Source organism: Polaromonas sp. P1_F8 (genome assembly GCF_056405635.1).
The window spans coordinates 31,565-51,054 of the sequence record NZ_JBFUBS010000010.1 but is presented as its reverse complement, the minus strand read 5'-3'; the positions used below and the strand labels follow the sequence as shown (position 1 = coordinate 51,054).

The window sequence follows — 19,490 nt, the reverse complement described above, 5'->3', positions numbered from 1 at the left end:
AGCGCAGGCATGAACCCTTTCGGCCGGTCCTGGGCCGTTCGCCTGAAAAATCGCCTGCGTGCGCTGGCTGCGCGCACGGGCGGCAACGCGTTCGTGCCTGCCGCCATGAAGTCCGGCCTGCAGCGCCGGCTGCTGCTGCTGCTGCTTTTCCCGCTGGGGACTTTTGCGCTGGTGAGCATTTACTTTGACTACCAGACGGCCGGCGATGTCGCCCTGCAAAAAGACCAGCAGCTGCTTCGGCTGATTCCCCTGCTGGCCGATTCGGTTGTGGCGCCGGGCGCCACCCCGGAAAGTGCGCCGGTGCTGCTGATGGCCCCCGCCGTGGATGATTTCCTCAAGGGCCGGCCTGGCTTTGCCGGCTTTCGCCTCGCCGATGCCGGAGGCGACTTTCTGGCCGGTGAGCCCTGGATTCCCGAGTTGCTGCCGGCCACGCACGAGCCGGAATTCCACAGCATCGAATACAACGGCGTGACCTACCGGATTGCCGCGCAGCGCATGAAGACTGCGGTGGGTGAGCTGATCGTCCAGCTGGCGGATGGATCCGATCCGCGCCAGCAATGGGTGCGCTCCGTGTTGTTCAAGGTGCTGCTGCCGAACCTGATCCTGGTCGTGGCGGCAGGTTTTGCCGTCAACTGGGCCGTCACGCGCGCACTCAAGCCATTGATTGAACTCAAGGATGCGGTGGAGCGCCGCAACCCGCGCGACTTGAGCGCCATCGACCCGCTGGCTACGCCGGCAGAGGTGCAGCCTCTGGTGAGTGCCTTGAACCGCCTTTTTGGCCTGGTGAACGACCAGGCGGAGGGGCAGCGCCGTTTTGTGGCCGATGCCGCGCACCAGCTGCGCACGCCTCTGGCCGGGCTGCAGGCCCAGGTCGAGGCCTGGGCACAGGCGGCCAAAGTGGCTGAGGCCGCGGGCTCGGACGGGGCGGTGACCTTGCCGGCTGAAAAAATCATCAAGCTGCGCAATGCCACACGCCGGACGTCGCAGCTGGCCAACCAGCTGCTGGCGCTCTCGCGCGCCGACGCGTCAGCCGCCGGCGCCCAGCCTATGCAGCGGGTAGATCTGAAAGACCTCTGTGAATCCATTCTGCCGCTGCATCTGGATGCCGCCATGCGCAAGGGCATTGACCTGGGACTGGAAACCCGGCCTTCACAGGTCAGTGGTTACGAGTGGCTGCTGCGCGAGCTGCTCGGTAATCTGGTGGACAACGCCGTCAAATACACACCGCCCGGCGGCACGGTCACGATCCGCTGTGGCCCGACGGCTGGCTTCGAAGCGCCAGGCACGCCAAAACAGCCGGGTCCTGGTGGCGCTGCCGCCGAGCACCAGCGCTGGCGCGTTTTCCTGGAAGTGGAAGACGACGGCCCAGGCATAGCCCCGGACGAGCGCAGCATGGCGCTGCAGCGCTTTTACCGCGTGCAGGGAACGGCGGGCGAGGGCAACGGCCTGGGCCTGGCCATTGCCAGCGAAATCGCCCGGGTTCACCATTCGCAGCTGGAGCTGGACCACACCGGAACTGGCCCTGCCGGACCGTACGGATTGCGGGTTCGGTTGAGTTTGTAGCTCGCCCACCACAGTAAGCGCTTGCTGTTACGGAACAGAACGTTGCGCCTTCGCCTCATGGGCGAAAACCCGGGCCTGGTGAGAGACGAACTGTCACTTGGCTGTGCGAGAATCAATTGCAACGATTCCCGGTTTTTTGAAACATTTCCTACTTCATCGCCTATGTCCGACTTAGCGTCTGAATCTGAACTGAGCCCGCACGCCACGCCAGCCGAGCCTGCGGTGCGCAAGCGCCCCAAACCGGGTGAGCGCCGGGTCCAGATCCTTCAGGCGCTGGCCACTATGCTGGAGCAGCCGGGCGCCGAGCGCATCACGACGTCCGCCCTGGCAGCCAAGCTGGATGTGAGCGAAGCCGCCCTTTACCGCCATTTCGCCAGCAAGGCGCAGATGTTCGAAGGCCTGATCGAATTCATCGAGCAAAGCGTCTTCACACTGATCAACCAGATTGGTGAACGTGAACCCGACCATTCAGCCCGTACCCGCAAGCTGGTGGTCATGATCCTGCAGTTTGCCGAAAAGAACCCCGGCATGACGCGTGTCATGGTCGGTGATGCGCTGGTGTTTGAAAACGACCGCCTGCAAGAGCGCATGAACCAGTTCTTCGACAAACTCGAATCCAGCCTCAAGCAAAGCCTGCGCGACGCAGCGGCCGCCAGCGGCGCGGCGACTCCCACGGTCGACGCCCAGGTGCGTGCCTCGGTCATCGTTGCCTTCATGGTCGGCCGCCTGCAGCGTTTCGCCCGCTCCGGCTTCAAGCGCCTACCGTCCGAGCACCTCGAAGCCAGCCTCGCGACGATCCTGGCCTAACGCCGCCTCAAGAGAGGGGCCTAATTCTTCTTCAAGCGGGGGCCGCGGAACGGGCTTTGCCCGGCCGCAGGTGCCAGTCCCCTGGAAGGGGAAAAGGCGCGACACGAAGTGCGCGTCCGATAGGGGTAAGTCAGTCCCTACCAATTCCAGAGGGTGCCGTCGTGCTGCAACCGGTTCACCGGCAGGTAGGCGCGCTGATACGGGTATTTCGCGGCCAGCTTCTCGTCGATTTCCACACCATGGCCCGGCGTTTCGCCGCAGTGCATAAAACCTTTGTCAAAACGGTAGCTGTGCGGAAACACCTCATCGGTCTGCTCGGTGTGGCGCATGTACTCCTGCACGCCGAAATTGGGCACCCAGGTGTCGAAGTGCAGCGCTGCGCCCATGCAGACCGGTGACAAATCGGTCGCACCGTGGCAGCCCGTGCGTACCTGGTACATCGCCGCAAAGTCGGCAATGCGCCGCAGGTGGGTAATGCCGCCGGCGTGCACCACCGTCGCGCGGATGTAGTCGATCAGCTGGTTCTGGATCAAGTCCTTGCAGTCCCAGATGGTGTTGAAAATTTCGCCCACGGCCAGCGGTGTGGTCGTGTGCTGGCGGATCAGGCGAAAAGCTTCCTGGTTTTCGGCCGGCGTCGCGTCCTCGATCCAGAACAGGTGATAGGGCTCCAGTGATTTGCCCAGCCGGCCCGCCTCGATGGGCGTCAGGCGGTGATGCACGTCGTGCAGCAAATGGATGTCCGGCCCGACGGCGGTACGCACTGCGTCGAACAACTTTGGCGTGTGCAGCAGGTATTTTTCGCTGCTCCAGTCGTGTTCGCTGGGCAGGTCGGCATCAGCCGGTTCGTAAAACAACGTGCCCTTGCCGACGCCATAAACCTTGTCCAGGCCCGGCACGCCGCTCTGCGCGCGTATGGCCTGATAGCCCATCTCCTTGTAGCGCAACACCTCTTCCACGGTCTGCGCAATATCTTTCCCATTGGCATGCCCATAGACCATCACGCCGGTGCGGCTCTTTCCACCCAGCAGCTGGTACAGCGGCATGTTGGCGGCCTTGGCCTTGATGTCCCAGAGGGCGGTGTCGACCGCGGCGATCGCGCTCATGGTGACCGGTCCGCGCCGCCAGTAGGCGCCCTTGTACAGGTATTGCCAGATGTCCTCGATCTGGTGCGCATCACGCCCGATCAGGCAGGGGATGACATGCTCGGTCAGGTAGCTCACGACAGACAGCTCGCGCCCGTTGAGCGTTGCGTCGCCGATGCCGGTCAGGCCTTCGTCGGTTTCAATTTTGAGCGTGACGAAATTGCGGCCGGGGCTGCAGACGATGACGCGGGCGTTGGTGATTTTCATGGTGTTCAGATGGGATGGGAGTGAAGTTGGTCCAGGGCGGCCAGCATGCCGCGCTGGTTGATCTGCGCCAGCCAGTGGGCGATGCGGACCAGCCATTGCGCTTGCTGCGGCAGGGCCTCGCCCCAGATGGCCGGCAGCGTCCCCAGGGCCTGCACCGTCGCTGTGGCGTCACCGGAATGGGCGAGGGCGAGGGCTTTCAGCGTTTCGGCCATCGGGTCGTTTAAGGCGTAGGGCTGCCCCTGCTCGTCGATGCCGCGCAGGTAGCGCATCCAGGCTGCCCCTGCAAAAGCCAGCCGTTCCACGGGCTGGCCCGCACGCAGGGCATCGACCACCGAAGGCACCCAGCGCTGCGGGATCTTCTGCGAGCTATCGGTGGCGATCTGGTGCACCCTGTGCTGCAACTCGGGGTTGGCAAAACGGGCCAGCAGCGCGTCGCGGTAGGCGGGCCAGTCCGGGCGGTTGAGCTGCGGGCCGATCTCCTGCGTCATCAGGCCGTGAATGAAGCGATGCACCGCAGGCCGCGCGATGCAGTCGCTGACGACAGCCCAGCCCGCTACCGGGCCCATGCAGGCCATGGCCGTGTGGCTGCCGTTGAGCATGCGCAATTTGGCTTCTTCAAACGGCGCCACGTCGTCCACCACCGTGACGCCCGCAGCGGCCAGCACGTCGCCATCCGCAGAGTCGGCAAAGCGGCGTTCAATTACCCATTCCCAGAAAGCTTCGGTGCCCAGTGCGGCCTGGTCAGCCACGCCGAGCGCCTGCCCGGCAGCCGCCAGACGCTCGCCGGTTGCGGCCGGCACGATGCGGTCCACCATGCTGTTCGGGAAGGCGCAGGCGGTGCTGATCCATTGCGCCAGCGCCGGATTTTCCTTTTGTGCGGCATCGATGCACAAAGCCTGCAACTTGCGGCCGTTGTGCGCCAGGTTGTCGCAGGAAGCCAGCGTCAACCCGGGCAGGCCCGCTGTGCGGCGCGCCGCCAGGCCCTGCACCAGCAGTTGGGCCAGTTCCGGGGCGTAGCCTTTTTCAGTGACCGTCAACGTGACCCAGCGGGTAGATGGCGCGGCCAGCGCCTGCACCACCTGCGCCGGCTCGCGGGCGGCCACGCAGGTCTTCCAGATGGCGCCACCGACCTGCCACTGCACACCGGTGCTGCTGGCAACCTGCACGGCATACAGGCCATCTTGCGCGGCCATGGCGTCGGCCAGCTCAGTGCTGCGCATGGCGACGCCCAGCACACCCCAGCGCGTATCGCCGCGCTGCAGCAGGGTATCGAACACCAGTGCCTGGTGCGCACGGTGAAAAGCGCCCAAGCCCAGGTGCACTACGCCCACAGTGCCGCGGCGTGGGTAAGTGGGGACGCCGATGCCTCGCATGGCGATTTCCGGCAAAGCGCGGGTGTTCAGCATCGCACGCTCAGTCAAACTGCAGGCCGCCGTTGAGGTCCAGCACTTCGCCGGTGATGAAGCCGCTCATCGGGTGGGCCAGGAACAGCACGCAGTGGGCGAACTCTTCGAGCTCGCAAAAACGGCCCACCGGTATCTTCTGGCGCAGCTCGGCTTGCCGCTCGGCACTGACCTGTTCGGTCAGCATTTGGGTCTTCACAAAGGTCGGAGCCAGCGCGTTGCAGGTCACACCAAACGCGGCGTATTCGCGGGCAAAGCTGAAGGTCAGCGAGATCACGCCGCCCTTGCTGGCCGCATAGGCGGGCAGCGGCGACAGCCCCCCGGTTTTGGCGCCGTAGGACGACACGTTCACGATGCGGCCGAAACCACGCGCCTTCATGCCGGGCGCCACGCGCTGGCTGACGTAGAAGACGCCGTCGAGGTTGATGCGCAGGGTCTTGTGCCAGAGCTCCGGCGTGGTCTGTTCGCAGTTGGCGTACTGCAGGAAACCGGCGTTGTTGACGCAGACGTCGATACGGCCAAAACGCGCTTCGATGGCGTCGCAGGCGGCATGCACCTGGGCCTGCTCGCTCACGTCCATGGTGAAGCACGCCAAACGGTCACCATACGCGGCAAGCTCGGCGGCCACACGTTCGGTGCCGAGGTCAGTGGCCGCCACTTTGTAGCCGGCGGCCAGCAGGGCACGCACCGTGGCCAGGCCCATGCCGGCATTGGCACCGGTGACAAGCGCAACCTGGTTTTGAATCGTTGGGGTCATGGTTTTCCGGCAAAGTTGATGGTAATTTTGGCCAGTAGACCTTATTCAGCGGGCGCGAGCAGCTACTGATTTGATAGCGTTCGGTGCTCAGTCCGACACACGCACGCCGACCTTCTGGCCGGCTGCGACGATCTCGCGCCAGGTTTCGCCGTCCATTTCAATGCCGCCCTGTTCGCGTTCAAGCCGCGCGCGGCGTTCCGGTTCACCGGCAATCTGCACAGCGTCCACACCGTCGGCCGGCGGGCTTTTGCGCAGCCACTCGACGAAAGCCAGCGCCTCGATTTCCATGGCCGACTGGGTGCCCAGCTTGCCGGGGTCGATCAGGATGGTGAGCATGCTGTTGTAGACCGCACGTGCGCTGCTTGTGGGGTGGTGCCAGGTGCCGCCGCCGGTGAGCGCGCCTCCCAGCAACTCGCATGCCACCGCCAGGCCGTAGCCCTTGTGCTCGCCGAATGGCATGAGCGCGCCAAAAAAACCGTTCGGCTGCGGCACCACCACCACGCCGGGGTTGGTGGTGGGCTGGCCGTGTTCGTCGATCAGCAGGCCCGGCTGGACGGATTTGCCCTGGTTGTGCGCCACGCGCATTTTTCCCTGGGCCACGCGGCTGGTGGCGAAGTCCAGCACAAAGGGCGGGCTGTCCTTAAGGGGTATGCCTATGCAGCAGGGGTTGGTGCCGTAGCGGCCGTCCGCGCCGCCCCAGGCAGCGACGACCGGCCGCGTCATCACGTTCACGAAGTGCAGCGACACCAGCCCTTGGGCCACGGCCATCTCGGCGAAATGGCCTATGCGCCCCAGATGGTGGGACTCGGCCAGCGCCATGACGCAGCTGCCGTGGGTTTTGGCACGTGCCATGCCGAGCGCCATCGCCTGCTCGCCGATCGACTGGCCGTAACCGCGCTGGCCGTTCAGGCTGAGCAGCGAGCCGGTATCGAGCAGGGTTTTGACCTGGGCGTTGGGCGTCAGGCCACCTTCGAGCACCGCATCGACGTAGCGCGGAAGCATGCCGATGCCGTGCGAGTCATGGCCGCTCAGGTTGGCCATGACCAGGTTGGCGGCGATTTTTTCCGCTTCGGCGGCCGTGCTGCCGGCTGCTATGAAAATGGTAGCTGCTTGCGCCCGAAGGTATTGGGCTTGAAGCACTTTTTGCATGTGAAAAGCCCTTACATCACCGCGCCGACTTGCCAGGGCACGAATTCGTTTTGTCCGTAGCCGTGTTTTTCGCTCTTACTGGGCTCGCCCGAAGCGGTGGCCAGCACCATCTCGAAAATGCGTTGTCCCATCTCCTGCACCGTCACGCCGCTGTCGATGATCTCGCCGCAGTTGATGTCCATGTCCTCTTCCTGCCGCTGCCACAGCGCCGAATTGGTGGCGAGCTTGAGTGAAGGCGAGGGCGCGCAGCCGTAAGCCGAGCCGCGGCCGGTGGTAAAGCAGATGATGTTGGCGCCGCCGGCCACCTGGCCCGTGGCGCTGACCGGGTCGTAGCCCGGCGTGTCCATGTAGACAAAGCCGTGATCCTTCACGGGTTCGGCGTATTCATAGACAGCCTCCAGGTTGGAGGTGCCGCCCTTGGCCACCGCACCCAGCGACTTTTCCAGGATGGTGGTCAGGCCGCCGGCCTTGTTGCCGGGCGACGGGTTGTTGTTCATCTCGCCTTCGTTGATCTGGGTGTAGTGCTCCCACCACTTGATGCGCGAGATCAGCTTTTCGGCGATATCGGGTCGCACGGCACGCCGCGTGAGCAAATGCTCGGCGCCGTAAATCTCGGGCGTTTCGCTGAGGATGGCTGTGCCGCCGTGGGCCACCAGCAAGTCCACCGCCGCGCCCAGCGCCGGGTTGGCGCTGATGCCCGAGTAACCATCGGAGCCGCCGCACTGCAAGCCGATGGTGATGTGCGCGGCGCTGCAGGGCTCACGCTTGACGGCATTGGCCTGCGGCAGCATCTCCTTGATCATGGCGATGCCCTTGGCCACCGTCTTGGCCGTGCCGCCCGTGTCCTGGATGCTGAAGACGCGCAGGGTTTCACCTTCGCGCAGGCTGCCGTGGGCCAGCCAGGCATTGATCTGGTTGGACTCGCAGCCCAGGCCTACCACCAGCACGCCCGCGAAGTTGGGGTGCGTGGCGTAGCCCGTCAGCGTGCGTTGCAGGATCTGCAGGCCCAGGCCGTCGCTGTCCATGCCGCAGCCGGTACCGTGCGTGAGCGCGACCACGCCGTCGACGTTGGGAAAATCTTTCAGCGCTGCAGGGTTGTTCTGCCGCGAGAAATGGTCGGCAATCGCCCGCGCGGCGGTGGCCGAACAGTTGACGCTCGAGAGAATCCCGATGTAGTTGCGCGTGGCGACGCGTCCGTCCGGCCGTTTTATGCCCATGAAAGTCGCCTCGCGCCTGGCCGGTGCCGGCTTCACGTCGGCGCCGAATGCGTAGTCGCGCGTAAAGTCGCCCTTGTCGGGGCCCATGTTGAGGTTGTGCGTGTGCACGTGCTCGCCGGGCGCGATGGGTTTGCTGGCAAAACCGATGATCTGGTTGTAGCGCCGCACGGGCTCACCCAGGGCCAGCGCGCGCGTGGCGATCTTGTGGCCGGCAGGGATCAGGCCGCGTACGGTGATGTTTTCGACCTCGGTGCCGCCCACCAGCTGGGCTCGGGCAATCAGGACATCATCGGCGGGGTGGAGGCGAATAAACGGGGTCATGGTCTGAGTTTCTGTGCTTTTATCGGGGGCCATCGCGGAACCGGCTTCGCCGGGCTGCAGGTGGCGCCCCCTCGAAGGGGAGGCGCCGAAGGCGTCTCAGGGTGATTGTTTCACTTTCAGTAAAACATCTTCGGCAACCAGAGTACCAATTTGGGGAAATAGGTGATGATGACCAGGCTGCCCAGCAGCGGGAACAGCCAGGGCAGGATGGCAATGGTGGTCCGTTCCACGGAAAGTTTGGCCACGCGGGCGAGCACAAACAGCACCATGCCCATGGGCGGGTGCAGCAGGCCAATCATCAAATTCAGCACCATCACCAGCCCGAAGTGGATGGGGTCGATCCCCAGCTGCGTGGCGATGGGAACGAGGATGGGCACCAGGATGGTGATAGCTGCGGTCGGCTCGAGGAAGCAGCCCACAAACAGCATCAGCAAATTGGCCAGCAGCAGGAAGACCCAGGCCTCTTTGGTGAAGTCCAGCACCCATTTGGCAATGTCGGTGGTCACGCCGGTGGCGGTGAGCATCCAGCCGAAGATCGATGCCGCGGCCACAATGAACAGCACGGTGGAGGTGGTCTCGACCGTATCAAGGCAGACCTTCACAAAGCTTTTGAAGGTCAGCGTGCGGTACCAGGCAAACCCGAGAATCAGCGCCCAGACGCAGGCGGCAATCGCACCTTCGGTGGGGGTGAAGATGCCGGTGGTCATGCCGCCTATCAGCAGCACGGGTGTCATGATGGGCAACACGGCCTGGAAATTGAAGGCTTTGTCGGCCGCAAACAGCGCTACCAGTGCAACGGCCACGGTGATCTGCGGCGGAAAGTTCAGTTTGCCGATCAGCAGCCACAACAGCAGCGGCCATCCCACGACCACGGCGGTCTCCACCAGCGCCTTGCTCAGGCGGCTCCAGGCGAAGGGGACATCGGCGCCCCAGTTGTTCTTGTGCGCGAAATAGGCCACCGTCAGCATCATCAGGATGGCCATCAGCAGGCCCGGCAGGATGCCCGCCAGGAACAGCGCGCCGACGCTGACATTGGCCATCATGCCGTAGATCACAAAGGGCAGGCTGGGTGGAATGATGGGGCCCAGCGTGGCCGAGGCGGCCGTCACGCCCACGGCAAACTCGGTGCTGTAGCCGTGGTCTTTCATGGCCTTGATCTCGATGGTGCCGAGGCCGGCGGCATCGGCAATGGCGGTGCCGCTCATGCCGGCAAACACCACTGAGCCGACGACGTTGACGTGGCCCAGCCCGCCCTTCATCCAGCCGACCAGCGCCAGTGCGTAGTTGTAGATCCGGTTGGTGATGCCGGCGTTGTTCATCAGGTTGCCGGCCAGGATGAAGAACGGCACGGCCAGCAGCGGAAAACTGTCGATGCCGCTGACCATGCGGTGAACCACCACAAAGGGCGGCGAGCTGTTGGTGAACAGGATGTAGACCAGCGACGCCCCGGCCATGGCCATGGCCACCGGCAGGCCGCCGCTCATCAGGAAGAGAAAAATAACCTTCAACATTCAGCGGTCCTCCATCGTGGATTCAGGGCGTTCCAGCACGCTGTAGCCGCGCTGCAGGTGAATACGCATGACCCAGACCGAGCGCACGGCCATGGCCGCAAACCCTACCAGGCAGACGCCGTACACCAGGTTCATGGGCAGATCGATGATGGTCATCTTGTAGTTGCCCATCTTGTCCATCATTTGCCAGGTCAGCACGACCATGGCGCCCAGGAAGGCGATGCGCAGCACGTCGGTCAGCAGGGCCATGGCCCGGGCCAGCCAGGTGGGCATGAAGCGGTAGAAGAAGTCGACCTGGATATGGTTGTTCTTGGCCACGCCGATGGCGGCGCCGACGAAGACCGTGGCGATCAGCAGGTAGCGTGCGATTTCTTCCGTCCAGGCGGCAGAATCGTTCATCACATAACGCGTGAAGAACTGGTAGAAAACCGTCAGGCCCAGTGCCCAGAAGAAAAACAGCGCCGCCCAGGCTTCAACGGGCGTGCCGGACAGGTCGACGGCTTCATCCGTGGCGTGGAACTCGCCGTCGTCGCCCATGACCTTGGGCAGTGCGTCAATGTCGGGAATGGAAGTCATGATGGTGGAGTAGTGGGTAATGAGGCCCTTCCCTCCGATGGAGGAAAGGGCGGGAAGCGCTAGCCCGGAGGGCTAGGCTTATTTGATGGCCTGGATGCGGTCCCAGTCCTTCCGGTCGTAGCCCATTGACGCCATGTCCACGGCCTTGACGATGTGATCGCGGAACTCGTCCTTGTTGACCGTGATCAGGTTGATGCCCTTTTTCTTGAACTCATCAACCAGCTCGCCTTCCCGCTTCTGGATGTCGGCCGTTGCTTTGGCCGCCGCTTCCTGCATCACATCCGTGAAGACTTTCTTGTCGGCATCGCTGAGCTTGGTCCAGACGTGAGGGCCGATCTGCGTGACCAGCGAATCGAGGATGTGGCCGGTCAGGATGATGTTCTTCTGGACTTCATAGAACTTCTTGGCTTCGATGGTGGGCAGCGGGTTCTCCTGTGCATCGACCGTGCCGTTTTGCAGCGCCAGGTAAACCTCGGCAAAAGCGATCGGCGTCGGGTTGGCGCCGCAGGCGCGCGGCAGGGCCATGTAGGCCGGCACGTCGGGCACCCGCATCTTCAGGCCCTTCATTTCTTCGCAGGTCTTGAAGGGTTTGTTGCTGGTGGAGTGGCGCGCGCCGTAGTAGGTGACGGCGACGGTTTGCACGCCGGTCTTCTGTTTGTAGCCGTCGGTCAGTTCCTTGAAGACATCGCTCTTCGCGTATTTCAGCAGGTGCTCCGGGTCGCGGAAGGTGTAGGGGTAGTAAGCCACGCCGATGCGCGGAAAGCTCCGGGCCGCAAACGATGCGCCCGAGATGATGATGTCGACGGTGCCCAGCTGCAGGCCCTGGTTGATGTCGCTTTCCTTGCCCAGCGTGGAAGCCGGGAACACCTGGATCTCGTAGCGGCCGCTGGTGCGCTTCTTGATTTCGTCAGCTGCCCAGACCGACCACTTGTGGTAGGCCTCGGAGGTCTCGTAGACGTGCGCCCATTTCAGCTTGGTCTGCGCCGACGCAATGCCGGAAAAGCCCACAGTGCCTGCCAGTAGGGCGCAAGCAGCTATGGTTTTGATAGCGAATCTCTTTTTGTCGAATGCGTTCATGTTGTCTCCTCGAGAGGGTGGTTGCTGGCAGGAAAGAAATCGGCGGTGCGCGCCAGCGCGCATGCCGTGAAGCCGAGGTCTTTGCCTCAGTTCTTCAGGTTGAGCTTGGTCACGAGTTGTTTGAAGTTGTCGTTGTCGCGCACCATTTGCGCCTTGAAGGCAGGGCCGTCGGCATAGGCGTAGCCGAGGTTCAGCTTGTCCATCACTTCGCGCATGATGGGCTCTTCGGCCGCCTTCTTGCTGAAAGTCCGGATGGTTTCCACGACTTCAGGCGGTGTGCCTTTGGCCACGCCCAGGCCGCGCCAGGTGCCGATGGACAGGTCGATGTTGCGTTCCTTGAGGGTGGGCACGTTCTCAAAACCCTTGACGCGCTGGTCGGCCATCACACCCAAAATCTTCAGCTTGCCGGCCGCCACATGCACGGCAACCTCAGCCGGGCTCACGCCTACCGCGTCCACATGACCACCCAGCAGGGCCAGCACCGCGGGGCCGGCGCCCTGGTAGGGGATGTGGTTGAACCTGGCACCGGTTTTTTCTTCCAGCGAGGCGGCCGCCAGGTGCCAAATCGAGCCATTGCCGGCGTTGCCAACCTTCACATCGCTGCCGGTTTTTTTGGCGGCGGCGAGGAACTCTTCAATCGTGTTGTAGGGCGAGTCCGCTTTCACGGTGATGGCAGCCGGGTCGGCATTCAGGCGGGCGATGGGGATGAAGTCGTCCTGCGTGATCCTGGTGATGCCCATGTGCGGCAGGATGGTCACCTCCACAAACAGCATGGCAATCTTGTAGCCGTCGGGCCTGGCATTGACCACGTCGGCCAGGCCGATAGCGCCGCTGGCGCCGGGTTTGTTGTAGACCACCAGCGACTGGGTGGTGTATTTCTTGGCGGCTTCGGCATAGGCGCGCGCCAGCGAGTCGGTGCCGCCGCCAGGCTGGAAGGCCACCATCACTTCAATAGGCTTGTTCGGGTAGGCCTGCGCCCAGGCGTTGCCGCAGAGGCTGGTGAGCGCCATAAGGGCTGTTGCCAGCAATTTGCGCGGTGTCAGAAACTTCATGCTTGTCTCGCTTTCGCTTTTTGTTGGAAGGGAAATCCGGGGTGAGGTGAGCGCTGAAAGAAATCGTGGCGACTCATTTCTTCTGCACCTCCTGGTTTTTGGTCCGGCTCCAGCTCACGCTGAAACGCTTGTGCGACTGGTCCATGTGCGCATGCATGGCCGCACGCGCGGCATCCGGGTCATGGTTGCGCACCGCATCAAAAATGGCCTGGTGCTCCGCAATCGCCGAGCGCCAGGATTCAACGGTTTCAAAATGCCCGCCCAGCCGCTCGAACAACGGGCCGCGGCGCGAGTCCCAGAAGCGCTGGATGGTTTCAATCAGCACCACGTTGCCGCAAGACTCGACGACGGCGGTATGAAAAGCGCGGTCGCCTTCGAGCGGCAGCACGCCGCGGTCGGCGTCAAGCTGCATGCTGGCGATGGCCTTGTCCATCGCGTCTATGTGTTTGCGCTTGGCCTGGGTGGCGGCCATGGCGGCGACTTCGCCTTCCACCACACGGCGGGCGCGTATCAATTCCAGAGGACCCCATTCGTCGGGCGAAATCTGCGCGGCCCGCCCATTTCCATTGCCGTCGTGGCTGGCGGGCTTGCTTCGGTCCAGAACATAGACACCCGAGCCGGTGCGTACTTCGACCCAGCCTTCGACCTCCATCGCGATCAGCGCTTCGCGCACCGAAGGCCGGCTCACGCCCAGCTGGCGCGCCAGGTCGCGCTCGGCCGGCAGGCGTGCACCCACGGCCCATTCGCCGGCCGAGATCAATGAGCGCAGTTGCTCGGCGATCTGGCGGTAAAGGCGTTGCGGTTCGACGGTTTGCAGGGGCATGGAGAGAAAAGGGTGAAAGGTGGGGCTTTAAGGGTTAGCCAGAATTGGACAAGTGGTAAGACCAATTGATAATCCCATGAAACCCCCGGGACAACATCCGGCAAAACCCTGTAGGAGTGAAGATGAGACTTGAAGGAAAAAAAGCGCTGGTGACCGCAGCCGGCCAGGGAATCGGCCATGCCACAGCACTGGCGCTGGCGGCCGAAGGCGCGCAGGTCTGGGCCACCGACCTGAAACCCGAACTGCTGGAAAGCTACAAAGGGGCGGCCAACATCACGGCGCTGCCCCTGGACGTGCTGGACAAGGCAGCCATTCAGAAACTGGTAGGCGGCCTGCCGCCCATGGACATTCTTTTTAACTGCGCCGGTTTTGTCCACGGGGGCACTGCCCTGCAGGCCACCGATGCCGATCTGGAGTTCGCCTTCAACCTCAATGTGCGCGCCCAGTTCTGGATGATCCAGGCCGTGCTGCCGGGCATGCAGGCCAAAAAAGGCGGCAGCATTGTCAACATGGCCAGCGTCTGCAGCAGCATCAAAGGACTGCCCAACCGGTTTGTGTATGGCACCACCAAGGCGGCCGTGATTGGCCTCACCAAAAGCGTCGCGGCCGACTTTGTGGGTGACGGCGTGCGTTGCAATGCGATTTGCCCTGGTACCGTGGACACGCCTTCGCTGCAGGACCGTATCAATGCCAACGAGGATCCCGTGGCGGCCCGCAAGGCCTTCATCGCGCGCCAGCCGCTCGGGCGCCTGGCGCAGGCTCATGAGATTGCCCCGCTGGTGGTCTTTCTGGCCAGCGACGAGGCTGCTTTCGTGACCGGCCAGGCCTACAACGTGGACGGTGGCATCACCATATGAACCAGCTTGACCTGAGGGGGCGCCATGCGGTCATCACCGGCGGTGCGGTCGGCTTGGGTTTTGCCGTGGCTCAGCGCATGCTGGCGTCGGGCGGCACGGTGACGCTGTGGGACATCAACCCCGAGGCACTGGCGACGGCCAGGGGCGCGCTGGGCGCCGGGGTACATACGGTGGCCGTCGATGTGGCCAGCCATGCCAGCGTGGTGGAGGCGGTCCAGCAAACCGTGGCGCACAACCCGGCCATCGATGCGCTCGTCAACTCGGCCGGCATCACCGGCCCCAACGTCAAGCTCTGGGACTACCCGCCCGAGCAATGGATGCAGGTGCAGCAGGTCAACCTCAACGGTCTGTTCTTCTGCTGCCGTGAAATCGTTCCGCACATGCGTGCGCGCAACTATGGTCGCATCGTCAATATTGCCTCGGTGGCCGGCAAGGAGGGCAACCCGAATGCCAGTGCCTACAGCGCCAGCAAGGCGGCAGTCATCGCGCTGACCAAATCGCTGGGCAAGGAACTCGCCGATACCGGCGTGCGCGTCAACTGCATCACACCGGCCGCGGTGAAAACGCCGATTTTCGAGCAGATGACACCCGAGTTCATACAGTTCATGCTTTCTAAAATCCCCATGGGCCGCTTCGGCACGCCTGATGAGGTAGCCGCCATGGTCGGCTGGCTGTGCACCGAAGATTGCTCGTTCTCAACCGGCGCCGTTTTCGATCTCTCGGGCGGCCGTTCTACCTACTGATGTAATGTTCATAAATCCGATGATTGGGCGCATGGCGGCGTTACGCGGTGCTCGGAATCCTCATGCACCCAAGTGCATTCCGGTTCCTGCGCTCCGGGCGCCTTGCCCTGCATCCCAAGCATCGAATTTCTGAACACCACATCGCCTCATTTGTCATCTGAAAAAAGGAAAAACCATGAAACTCGTTCGCTATGGCAACCCCGGCAAGGAAAAGCCCGGTCTCATCGACGCCAATGGCAAGCTGCGCGACCTGAGCGGCGTCATCAAAGACATCGGCCCCGACCAGCTGGGTGACGCAGCGATTGCCAAACTGCGCAAGCTCAAGACCGACAAGCTGCCGCTGGTCAAAGGCTCGCCGCGTTACGGCAGCCCGGTCAATGGCGTGCCCAAGTTCATCGCCATCGGCCTGAACTACGCCGACCACGCGGCCGAGTCCGGCTTGCCGATTCCCGCTGAGCCGGTGGTTTTCATGAAAGCCACCAGCTGCATCCAGGGCCCGAACGATCCCATCATGCTGCCCAAAGGCTCGGTCAAGACCGACTGGGAGGTTGAACTTGGCGTGATCATCGGCAAGACGGCGCGTTACGTGTCGCAGAAAGAAGCGCTCGACTACGTGGCGGGCTACTGCACCATCAACGACGTGAGCGAGCGCGAGTTCCAGATTGAGCGCGGCGGCACCTGGGACAAGGGCAAAGGTTGCGACACCTTTGGCCCGCTCGGCCCCTGGCTGGTCACGCGCGACGAAGTGCCCAACCCGCAAAAGCTGGGCCTCTGGCTCGAGGTGAACGGCAAGCGCGTTCAAAAGGGCAACACCAAGACCATGATCTTCAGCGTCGCCAAGATCGTCAGCTACGTGAGCCAGTTCATGACGCTGGAGCCCGGCGACGTCATCACCACCGGCACACCGCCCGGCGTGGGCTTGGGCATGAAGCCGCCTGTGTACCTGAAGAAGGGCGACAAAATCTCCCTGGGCATCGAAGGCCTGGGTGAGCAGCACCAGACTGTCGTTCCCTACAAGAAGTAGCCCCCACGCTCTCTAGCCGCGTATCCAGGGTGGGGTATTCCACCAGTGGGTGCCGAGGGTCCGGCTTCGCCGGCCCCAGGCGCCGCCCCCTGGAGGGGGAACAAGCCACACGCAGTGAGCTTGGACGGGGGTGAGCCAACATCCGAGGGTTTACCCGTGTTGGTCCTAGGCCGAATGCCCTAGAAAAGCCTATGGCCTTTGCATGGTCATCAAAGTGTTGCAAAATAGAACGACCGTTCGTTTTATTTTGTAGCACCTCATGGCCATCACAGAACTACCCGCTAAAGCCTCCCGCGCCCCGGCAACGGGCAGCGCCGTGGCCAAAAGCCAGCAAAAAGGCCAGCAGACCAAGGCCGCCATTGTGGACGCCGCCCTGGGCCTGGCCACGCAGATCGGGCTGGAAGGCCTGAGCATAGGCGCGCTGGCGGAGGTCATGCGCATGAGCAAGTCGGGCGTGTTCGCCCATTTCGGCTCGCGCGAAGAGCTGCAGATTTCCGTCATCCGCGAATACCACGTGCGCTTTGAAGAAGAGGTCTTCTTCCCGGCGCTGCAGCAGCCGCGCGGCCTGCCTCGTCTGGCGGCGCTGTTTCATAACTGGATGAAACGCACCTCGCTTGAAATCGACTCGGGCTGCCTTTACATCAGCGGCGCCGTTGAATTTGACGACAGGCCCGGCCCGGTGCGCGATGCGCTGGCGGGTTCGGTACGAACCTGGCTGGCCGCCATGTACCGCGCCGTGGTGCAGGCCAAAGAGGCCGGTCACCTGCATGCTGACGCTGACGAGCACCAGATGGCGTTTGAAATCCACGGCCTGATCCTGGCGCTGCATTACGAAGCCCGCTTCCTCAAGACGCCGGGTTCCATGGATCGCGCCAATACCGGCTTTGCCAACATCCTGGCGCGCTATGGCAGCGACGCCCCCCTTTCCACCTTGCCGAAGAAAGCTTCCGGCAAGGCATCCCCTTCCAAACCAGTTTAAGCAAAAGGAATCCACCATGCCCCAGTACAGCCCGCCCCTGCGCGACATGCAATTCGTCATGCACGAAGTGCTCAAGGTCACCGATGAATTCAAGGCCATCCCAAAGCATGCGGACGTCGATGTCGAGACCATCAACGCTGTACTCGAGGAGGCCGGAAAGTTTGCCGCTGAAGTGACTTTTCCGCTGAACATCAGCGGCGACGAAGAGGGTTGCAAGCTCGACAAGACCACGCACGAAGTCACGCCGCCCAAAGGCTTCAAGGAAGCTTACGCGCAGTACGTCGAAGGTGGCTGGGCCGCGCTCAGTTGCGACCCGGAATATGGCGGTCAGGGCCTGCCTTTTGTGTTGAACCAGTGCCTCTACGAAATGCTGAACTCGGCCAACCAGGCCTGGACCATGTACCCCGGCCTGTCGCACGGCGCGTATGAAGCCCTGCATGCGCACGGTACTGACGAGCAGAAAAAGCTCTACCTGCCCAAGCTCACCAGTGGCGAATGGACCGGCACCATGTGCCTGACCGAGCCGCATTGCGGCACCGACCTGGGCTTGCTGCGCACCAAGGCCGAGCCGCAGCCCGACGGCACCTACCGCCTGACCGGCAACAAGATCTTCATCAGCGCCGGTGAGCACGACATGGCTGCCAACATCGTGCACCTGGTGCTGGCCCGCCTTCCTGATGCGCCCCAGGGCAGCAAGGGCATCAGCCTCTTTGCCGTGCCCAAGTTCAACATCGGCAAAGACGGCGCTATCGGCTCGCGCAACGGCATTTATTGCGGCGGCCTGGAGCACAAGATGGGCATCCACGGCAACGCCACCGCGCAGATGGTGCTGGAAGACGCTGTCGGCACCATGGTGGGCGCGCCCAACAAGGGCCTGGCCGCGATGTTCGTGATGATGAACGCTGCCCGCCTGGGCGTGGGCAACCAGTCGCTGGGCCTGACCGAGGTGGCTTTCCAAAATGCGCTGGCTTACGCCAAAGACCGCATCCAGATGCGCTCGCTCTCCGGCGTCAAAGCCAAAGACAAACCGGCCGACCCGATCATCGTGCACCCCGACGTGCGCAAGATGCTGTTGACGGCCAAGGCCTATGCCGAAGGCGGCCGTGCACTGGCGATCTATTGCACGCTGTTGCTCGACAAGGAACTGCATCACCCCGACGAAAAAGTACGCAAGGATTCCGGCGAAATCGTCGCCCTGCTCACGCCCATCGTCAAAGCCTTCCTGACCGACAACGGCCACATCTCGACCAACGCCTGCATGCAGGTCTTCGGCGGCCACGGTTTCATCAAAGAGTGGGGCATGGAACAGTTTGTGCGCGACAACCGCATCAACATGATTTATGAAGGCACCAACACCATCCAGTCGCTGGACCTGCTGGGCCGCAAGGTACTGGGCAACAACGGCGCCACGCTGAAGAAATTCGGCAAGGTTATCGGCGCGCTGATCGCCGAGGAAGGCGTCAACGAGAAGATGGCCGAGTTCATCAACCCGCTGGCTTATCTGGCCGACCAGATGACCAAGTTCACGACCGAACTGGGTTTCAAGGGCTTCCAGAACCCCGACGAGGTGGGCGCCGCCGCAGTGGACTACCTGCGCGTGGCCGGCCACCTGGTATTCGGCTACTTCTGGGCATTGATGGCGCAAACCGCGCTGCGTGAAATTGCTGCCGGCAACACGGACAAGTTCTATGTCGCCAAACTGCAGACCGCACGCTTTTACTTCGCCAAGCTCTTCCCTGAAACTGCGACGCTGATGCGCACAGCACGCACGGGCAGCAAGGCGCTGATGGAAACCGACGAGGCACTTGCCTGAACTGTTTGAACAGATCAAGGGAGACACCATGAAACGCAAATTACTGCTGACCGTTCTGGGCTTGATGGCCATCCCGGCGCTGGCCCAGAACACGCCGGTCGGTCTCTGGCGCGGTTTCGACGAAAAAACTGGCGACCCTAAAGTCGAGATTCGTATCGTCGAAACCGGCGGCGTGCTGAACGGTAAAGTCGAAAAGCGCTTGTCACCCGGCGTCAAGCCTGACGATATCTGCACCGAGTGCTCGGATGACCGCAAGGACAAGCCCCGGCTGGGCCTTGAGATCATTCGGGGCGCCAAGAAGTCACTCGATGGCGACGTCTGGGAAGGTGGCAAGATTCTCGATCCGGACAATGGCAAAAGCTACTCCCTCAAGATGACCCCTATTGAGGGTGGCAAGAAGATGGAAGTCCGCGGCTCCATCGGGCCTTTTGGCCGCACCCAAACCTGGGTGCGTGTGCAATGAGCATGC

18 protein-coding genes are annotated in these 19,490 nt (G+C 62.9%); 8 read left to right on the top strand and 10 right to left on the bottom strand.

Features of this window, described 5'->3' with window-relative positions:
• Window positions 1-105: 105 nt before the first annotated feature.
• Window positions 106-1,563 carry a sensor histidine kinase gene (locus AC1D1J_RS22195; RefSeq protein WP_477687397.1) on the top strand — a complete coding sequence of 486 codons (1,458 nt, stop codon included), beginning with the start codon at window positions 106-108 and terminating at the stop codon, window positions 1,561-1,563.
• A gap of 162 nt (window positions 1,564-1,725) precedes the next feature.
• Window positions 1,726-2,370 carry a nucleoid occlusion factor SlmA gene (gene slmA, locus AC1D1J_RS22190; protein WP_477695887.1) on the top strand — a complete coding sequence of 215 codons (645 nt, stop codon included), beginning with the start codon at window positions 1,726-1,728 and terminating at the stop codon, window positions 2,368-2,370.
• Between the two features lie 137 nt (window positions 2,371-2,507).
• Here slmA and manD read toward each other — a convergent pair whose 3' ends face one another.
• From manD to AC1D1J_RS22140, 10 genes are all read right to left on the bottom strand, one after another.
• Window positions 2,508-3,719 (bottom strand): D-mannonate dehydratase ManD, encoded by a 1,212-nt coding sequence (manD, locus tag AC1D1J_RS22185; protein WP_457281192.1) that lies wholly within the window; start codon window positions 3,717-3,719, stop codon window positions 2,508-2,510.
• A gap of 5 nt (window positions 3,720-3,724) precedes the next feature.
• Window positions 3,725-5,125 carry a mannitol dehydrogenase family protein gene (locus AC1D1J_RS22180; protein WP_477695886.1) on the bottom strand — a complete coding sequence of 467 codons (1,401 nt, stop codon included), beginning with the start codon at window positions 5,123-5,125 and terminating at the stop codon, window positions 3,725-3,727.
• A 7-nt stretch (window positions 5,126-5,132) separates the two neighbouring features.
• A complete protein-coding gene (locus AC1D1J_RS22175) occupies window positions 5,133-5,879 on the bottom strand; it encodes an SDR family NAD(P)-dependent oxidoreductase (protein WP_477695885.1) in 747 nt (248 codons plus the stop codon).
• 87 nt (window positions 5,880-5,966) lie between these two features.
• Window positions 5,967-7,028: a malate/lactate/ureidoglycolate dehydrogenase gene (locus AC1D1J_RS22170; RefSeq protein ID WP_477695884.1), complete on the bottom strand. Its 1,062-nt coding sequence runs from the start codon at window positions 7,026-7,028 to the stop codon at window positions 5,967-5,969.
• An 11-nt stretch (window positions 7,029-7,039) separates the two neighbouring features.
• The gene (locus AC1D1J_RS22165; protein WP_477695883.1) at window positions 7,040-8,566 is read right to left on the bottom strand and encodes a UxaA family hydrolase; all 1,527 of its coding nucleotides are present in this window, start codon (window positions 8,564-8,566) and stop codon (window positions 7,040-7,042) included.
• Window positions 8,567-8,682: 116 nt separating this feature from the next.
• Window positions 8,683-10,077, bottom strand: coding sequence for a TRAP transporter large permease (locus AC1D1J_RS22160; RefSeq protein ID WP_477695882.1), 1,395 nt, complete (start codon window positions 10,075-10,077; stop codon window positions 8,683-8,685).
• On the bottom strand, window positions 10,078-10,653 hold the full coding sequence (locus tag AC1D1J_RS22155) for a TRAP transporter small permease (RefSeq protein WP_477695881.1): 576 nt from the start codon (window positions 10,651-10,653) through the stop codon (window positions 10,078-10,080). It abuts the gene before it with no gap.
• Between the two features lie 78 nt (window positions 10,654-10,731).
• A complete protein-coding gene (locus AC1D1J_RS22150; RefSeq protein ID WP_477695880.1) occupies window positions 10,732-11,730 on the bottom strand; it encodes a sialic acid TRAP transporter substrate-binding protein SiaP in 999 nt (332 codons plus the stop codon).
• A gap of 86 nt (window positions 11,731-11,816) precedes the next feature.
• Entirely contained in the window at window positions 11,817-12,782 is a 966-nt protein-coding gene (locus tag AC1D1J_RS22145; RefSeq protein ID WP_477695879.1) for a Bug family tripartite tricarboxylate transporter substrate binding protein, read from the bottom strand.
• A 73-nt stretch (window positions 12,783-12,855) separates the two neighbouring features.
• Entirely contained in the window at window positions 12,856-13,605 is a 750-nt protein-coding gene (locus AC1D1J_RS22140; protein ID WP_477695878.1) for a FadR/GntR family transcriptional regulator, read from the bottom strand.
• A gap of 122 nt (window positions 13,606-13,727) precedes the next feature.
• Here AC1D1J_RS22140 and AC1D1J_RS22135 point away from each other — a divergent pair, with 122 nt between their 5' ends.
• The 6 genes from AC1D1J_RS22135 to AC1D1J_RS22110 all read left to right on the top strand — a co-directional run bounded on the left by AC1D1J_RS22135 (window position 13,728) and on the right by AC1D1J_RS22110 (window position 19,484).
• On the top strand, window positions 13,728-14,462 hold the full coding sequence (locus AC1D1J_RS22135) for an SDR family oxidoreductase (protein ID WP_457281182.1): 735 nt from the start codon (window positions 13,728-13,730) through the stop codon (window positions 14,460-14,462).
• The gene (locus tag AC1D1J_RS22130; RefSeq protein ID WP_477687192.1) at window positions 14,459-15,205 is read left to right on the top strand and encodes an SDR family NAD(P)-dependent oxidoreductase; all 747 of its coding nucleotides are present in this window, start codon (window positions 14,459-14,461) and stop codon (window positions 15,203-15,205) included. The genes AC1D1J_RS22135 and AC1D1J_RS22130 overlap by 4 nt, the downstream gene beginning before the upstream one ends.
• A gap of 175 nt (window positions 15,206-15,380) precedes the next feature.
• Window positions 15,381-16,229, top strand: a complete 849-nt coding sequence (locus AC1D1J_RS22125) for a fumarylacetoacetate hydrolase family protein (protein ID WP_477695877.1) — start codon at window positions 15,381-15,383, stop codon at window positions 16,227-16,229.
• A gap of 259 nt (window positions 16,230-16,488) precedes the next feature.
• Window positions 16,489-17,208, top strand: coding sequence for a TetR/AcrR family transcriptional regulator (locus AC1D1J_RS22120; RefSeq protein WP_457281179.1), 720 nt, complete (start codon window positions 16,489-16,491; stop codon window positions 17,206-17,208).
• Between the two features lie 16 nt (window positions 17,209-17,224).
• Window positions 17,225-19,021 carry an acyl-CoA dehydrogenase C-terminal domain-containing protein gene (locus AC1D1J_RS22115; protein ID WP_477695876.1) on the top strand — a complete coding sequence of 599 codons (1,797 nt, stop codon included), beginning with the start codon at window positions 17,225-17,227 and terminating at the stop codon, window positions 19,019-19,021.
• 28 nt (window positions 19,022-19,049) lie between these two features.
• Window positions 19,050-19,484, top strand: coding sequence for a DUF2147 domain-containing protein (locus tag AC1D1J_RS22110; protein ID WP_477695875.1), 435 nt, complete (start codon window positions 19,050-19,052; stop codon window positions 19,482-19,484).
• Window positions 19,485-19,490: the final 6 nt, after the last annotated feature.

Excerpts from the sequence above, each read along its gene's own strand:
- manD (WP_457281192.1), bottom strand. The coding sequence starts at position 3,719 with ATGAAAATCACCAACGCCCGCGTCATCGTCTGCAGCCCCGGCCGCAAT.
- AC1D1J_RS22150 (WP_477695880.1), bottom strand. The coding sequence starts at position 11,730 with ATGAACGCATTCGACAAAAAGAGATTCGCTATCAAAACCATAGCTGCT.
- AC1D1J_RS22125 (WP_477695877.1), top strand. The coding sequence starts at position 15,381 with ATGAAACTCGTTCGCTATGGCAACCCCGGCAAGGAAAAGCCCGGTCTC.
- AC1D1J_RS22115 (WP_477695876.1), top strand. The coding sequence starts at position 17,225 with ATGCCCCAGTACAGCCCGCCCCTGCGCGACATGCAATTCGTCATGCAC.
- AC1D1J_RS22175 (WP_477695885.1), bottom strand. The coding sequence starts at position 5,879 with ATGACCCCAACGATTCAAAACCAGGTTGCGCTTGTCACCGGTGCCAAT.
- AC1D1J_RS22135 (WP_457281182.1), top strand. The coding sequence starts at position 13,728 with ATGAGACTTGAAGGAAAAAAAGCGCTGGTGACCGCAGCCGGCCAGGGA.
- AC1D1J_RS22120 (WP_457281179.1), top strand. The coding sequence starts at position 16,489 with ATGGCCATCACAGAACTACCCGCTAAAGCCTCCCGCGCCCCGGCAACG.
- slmA (WP_477695887.1), top strand. The coding sequence starts at position 1,726 with ATGTCCGACTTAGCGTCTGAATCTGAACTGAGCCCGCACGCCACGCCA.
- AC1D1J_RS22160 (WP_477695882.1), bottom strand. The coding sequence starts at position 10,077 with ATGTTGAAGGTTATTTTTCTCTTCCTGATGAGCGGCGGCCTGCCGGTG.
- AC1D1J_RS22130 (WP_477687192.1), top strand. The coding sequence starts at position 14,459 with ATGAACCAGCTTGACCTGAGGGGGCGCCATGCGGTCATCACCGGCGGT.
- AC1D1J_RS22140 (WP_477695878.1), bottom strand. The coding sequence starts at position 13,605 with ATGCCCCTGCAAACCGTCGAACCGCAACGCCTTTACCGCCAGATCGCC.
- AC1D1J_RS22170 (WP_477695884.1), bottom strand. The coding sequence starts at position 7,028 with ATGCAAAAAGTGCTTCAAGCCCAATACCTTCGGGCGCAAGCAGCTACC.
- AC1D1J_RS22180 (WP_477695886.1), bottom strand. The coding sequence starts at position 5,125 with ATGCTGAACACCCGCGCTTTGCCGGAAATCGCCATGCGAGGCATCGGC.
- AC1D1J_RS22165 (WP_477695883.1), bottom strand. The coding sequence starts at position 8,566 with ATGACCCCGTTTATTCGCCTCCACCCCGCCGATGATGTCCTGATTGCC.
- AC1D1J_RS22110 (WP_477695875.1), top strand. The coding sequence starts at position 19,050 with ATGAAACGCAAATTACTGCTGACCGTTCTGGGCTTGATGGCCATCCCG.
- AC1D1J_RS22195 (WP_477687397.1), top strand. The coding sequence starts at position 106 with ATGAAGTCCGGCCTGCAGCGCCGGCTGCTGCTGCTGCTGCTTTTCCCG.
- AC1D1J_RS22155 (WP_477695881.1), bottom strand. The coding sequence starts at position 10,653 with ATGACTTCCATTCCCGACATTGACGCACTGCCCAAGGTCATGGGCGAC.
- AC1D1J_RS22145 (WP_477695879.1), bottom strand. The coding sequence starts at position 12,782 with ATGAAGTTTCTGACACCGCGCAAATTGCTGGCAACAGCCCTTATGGCG.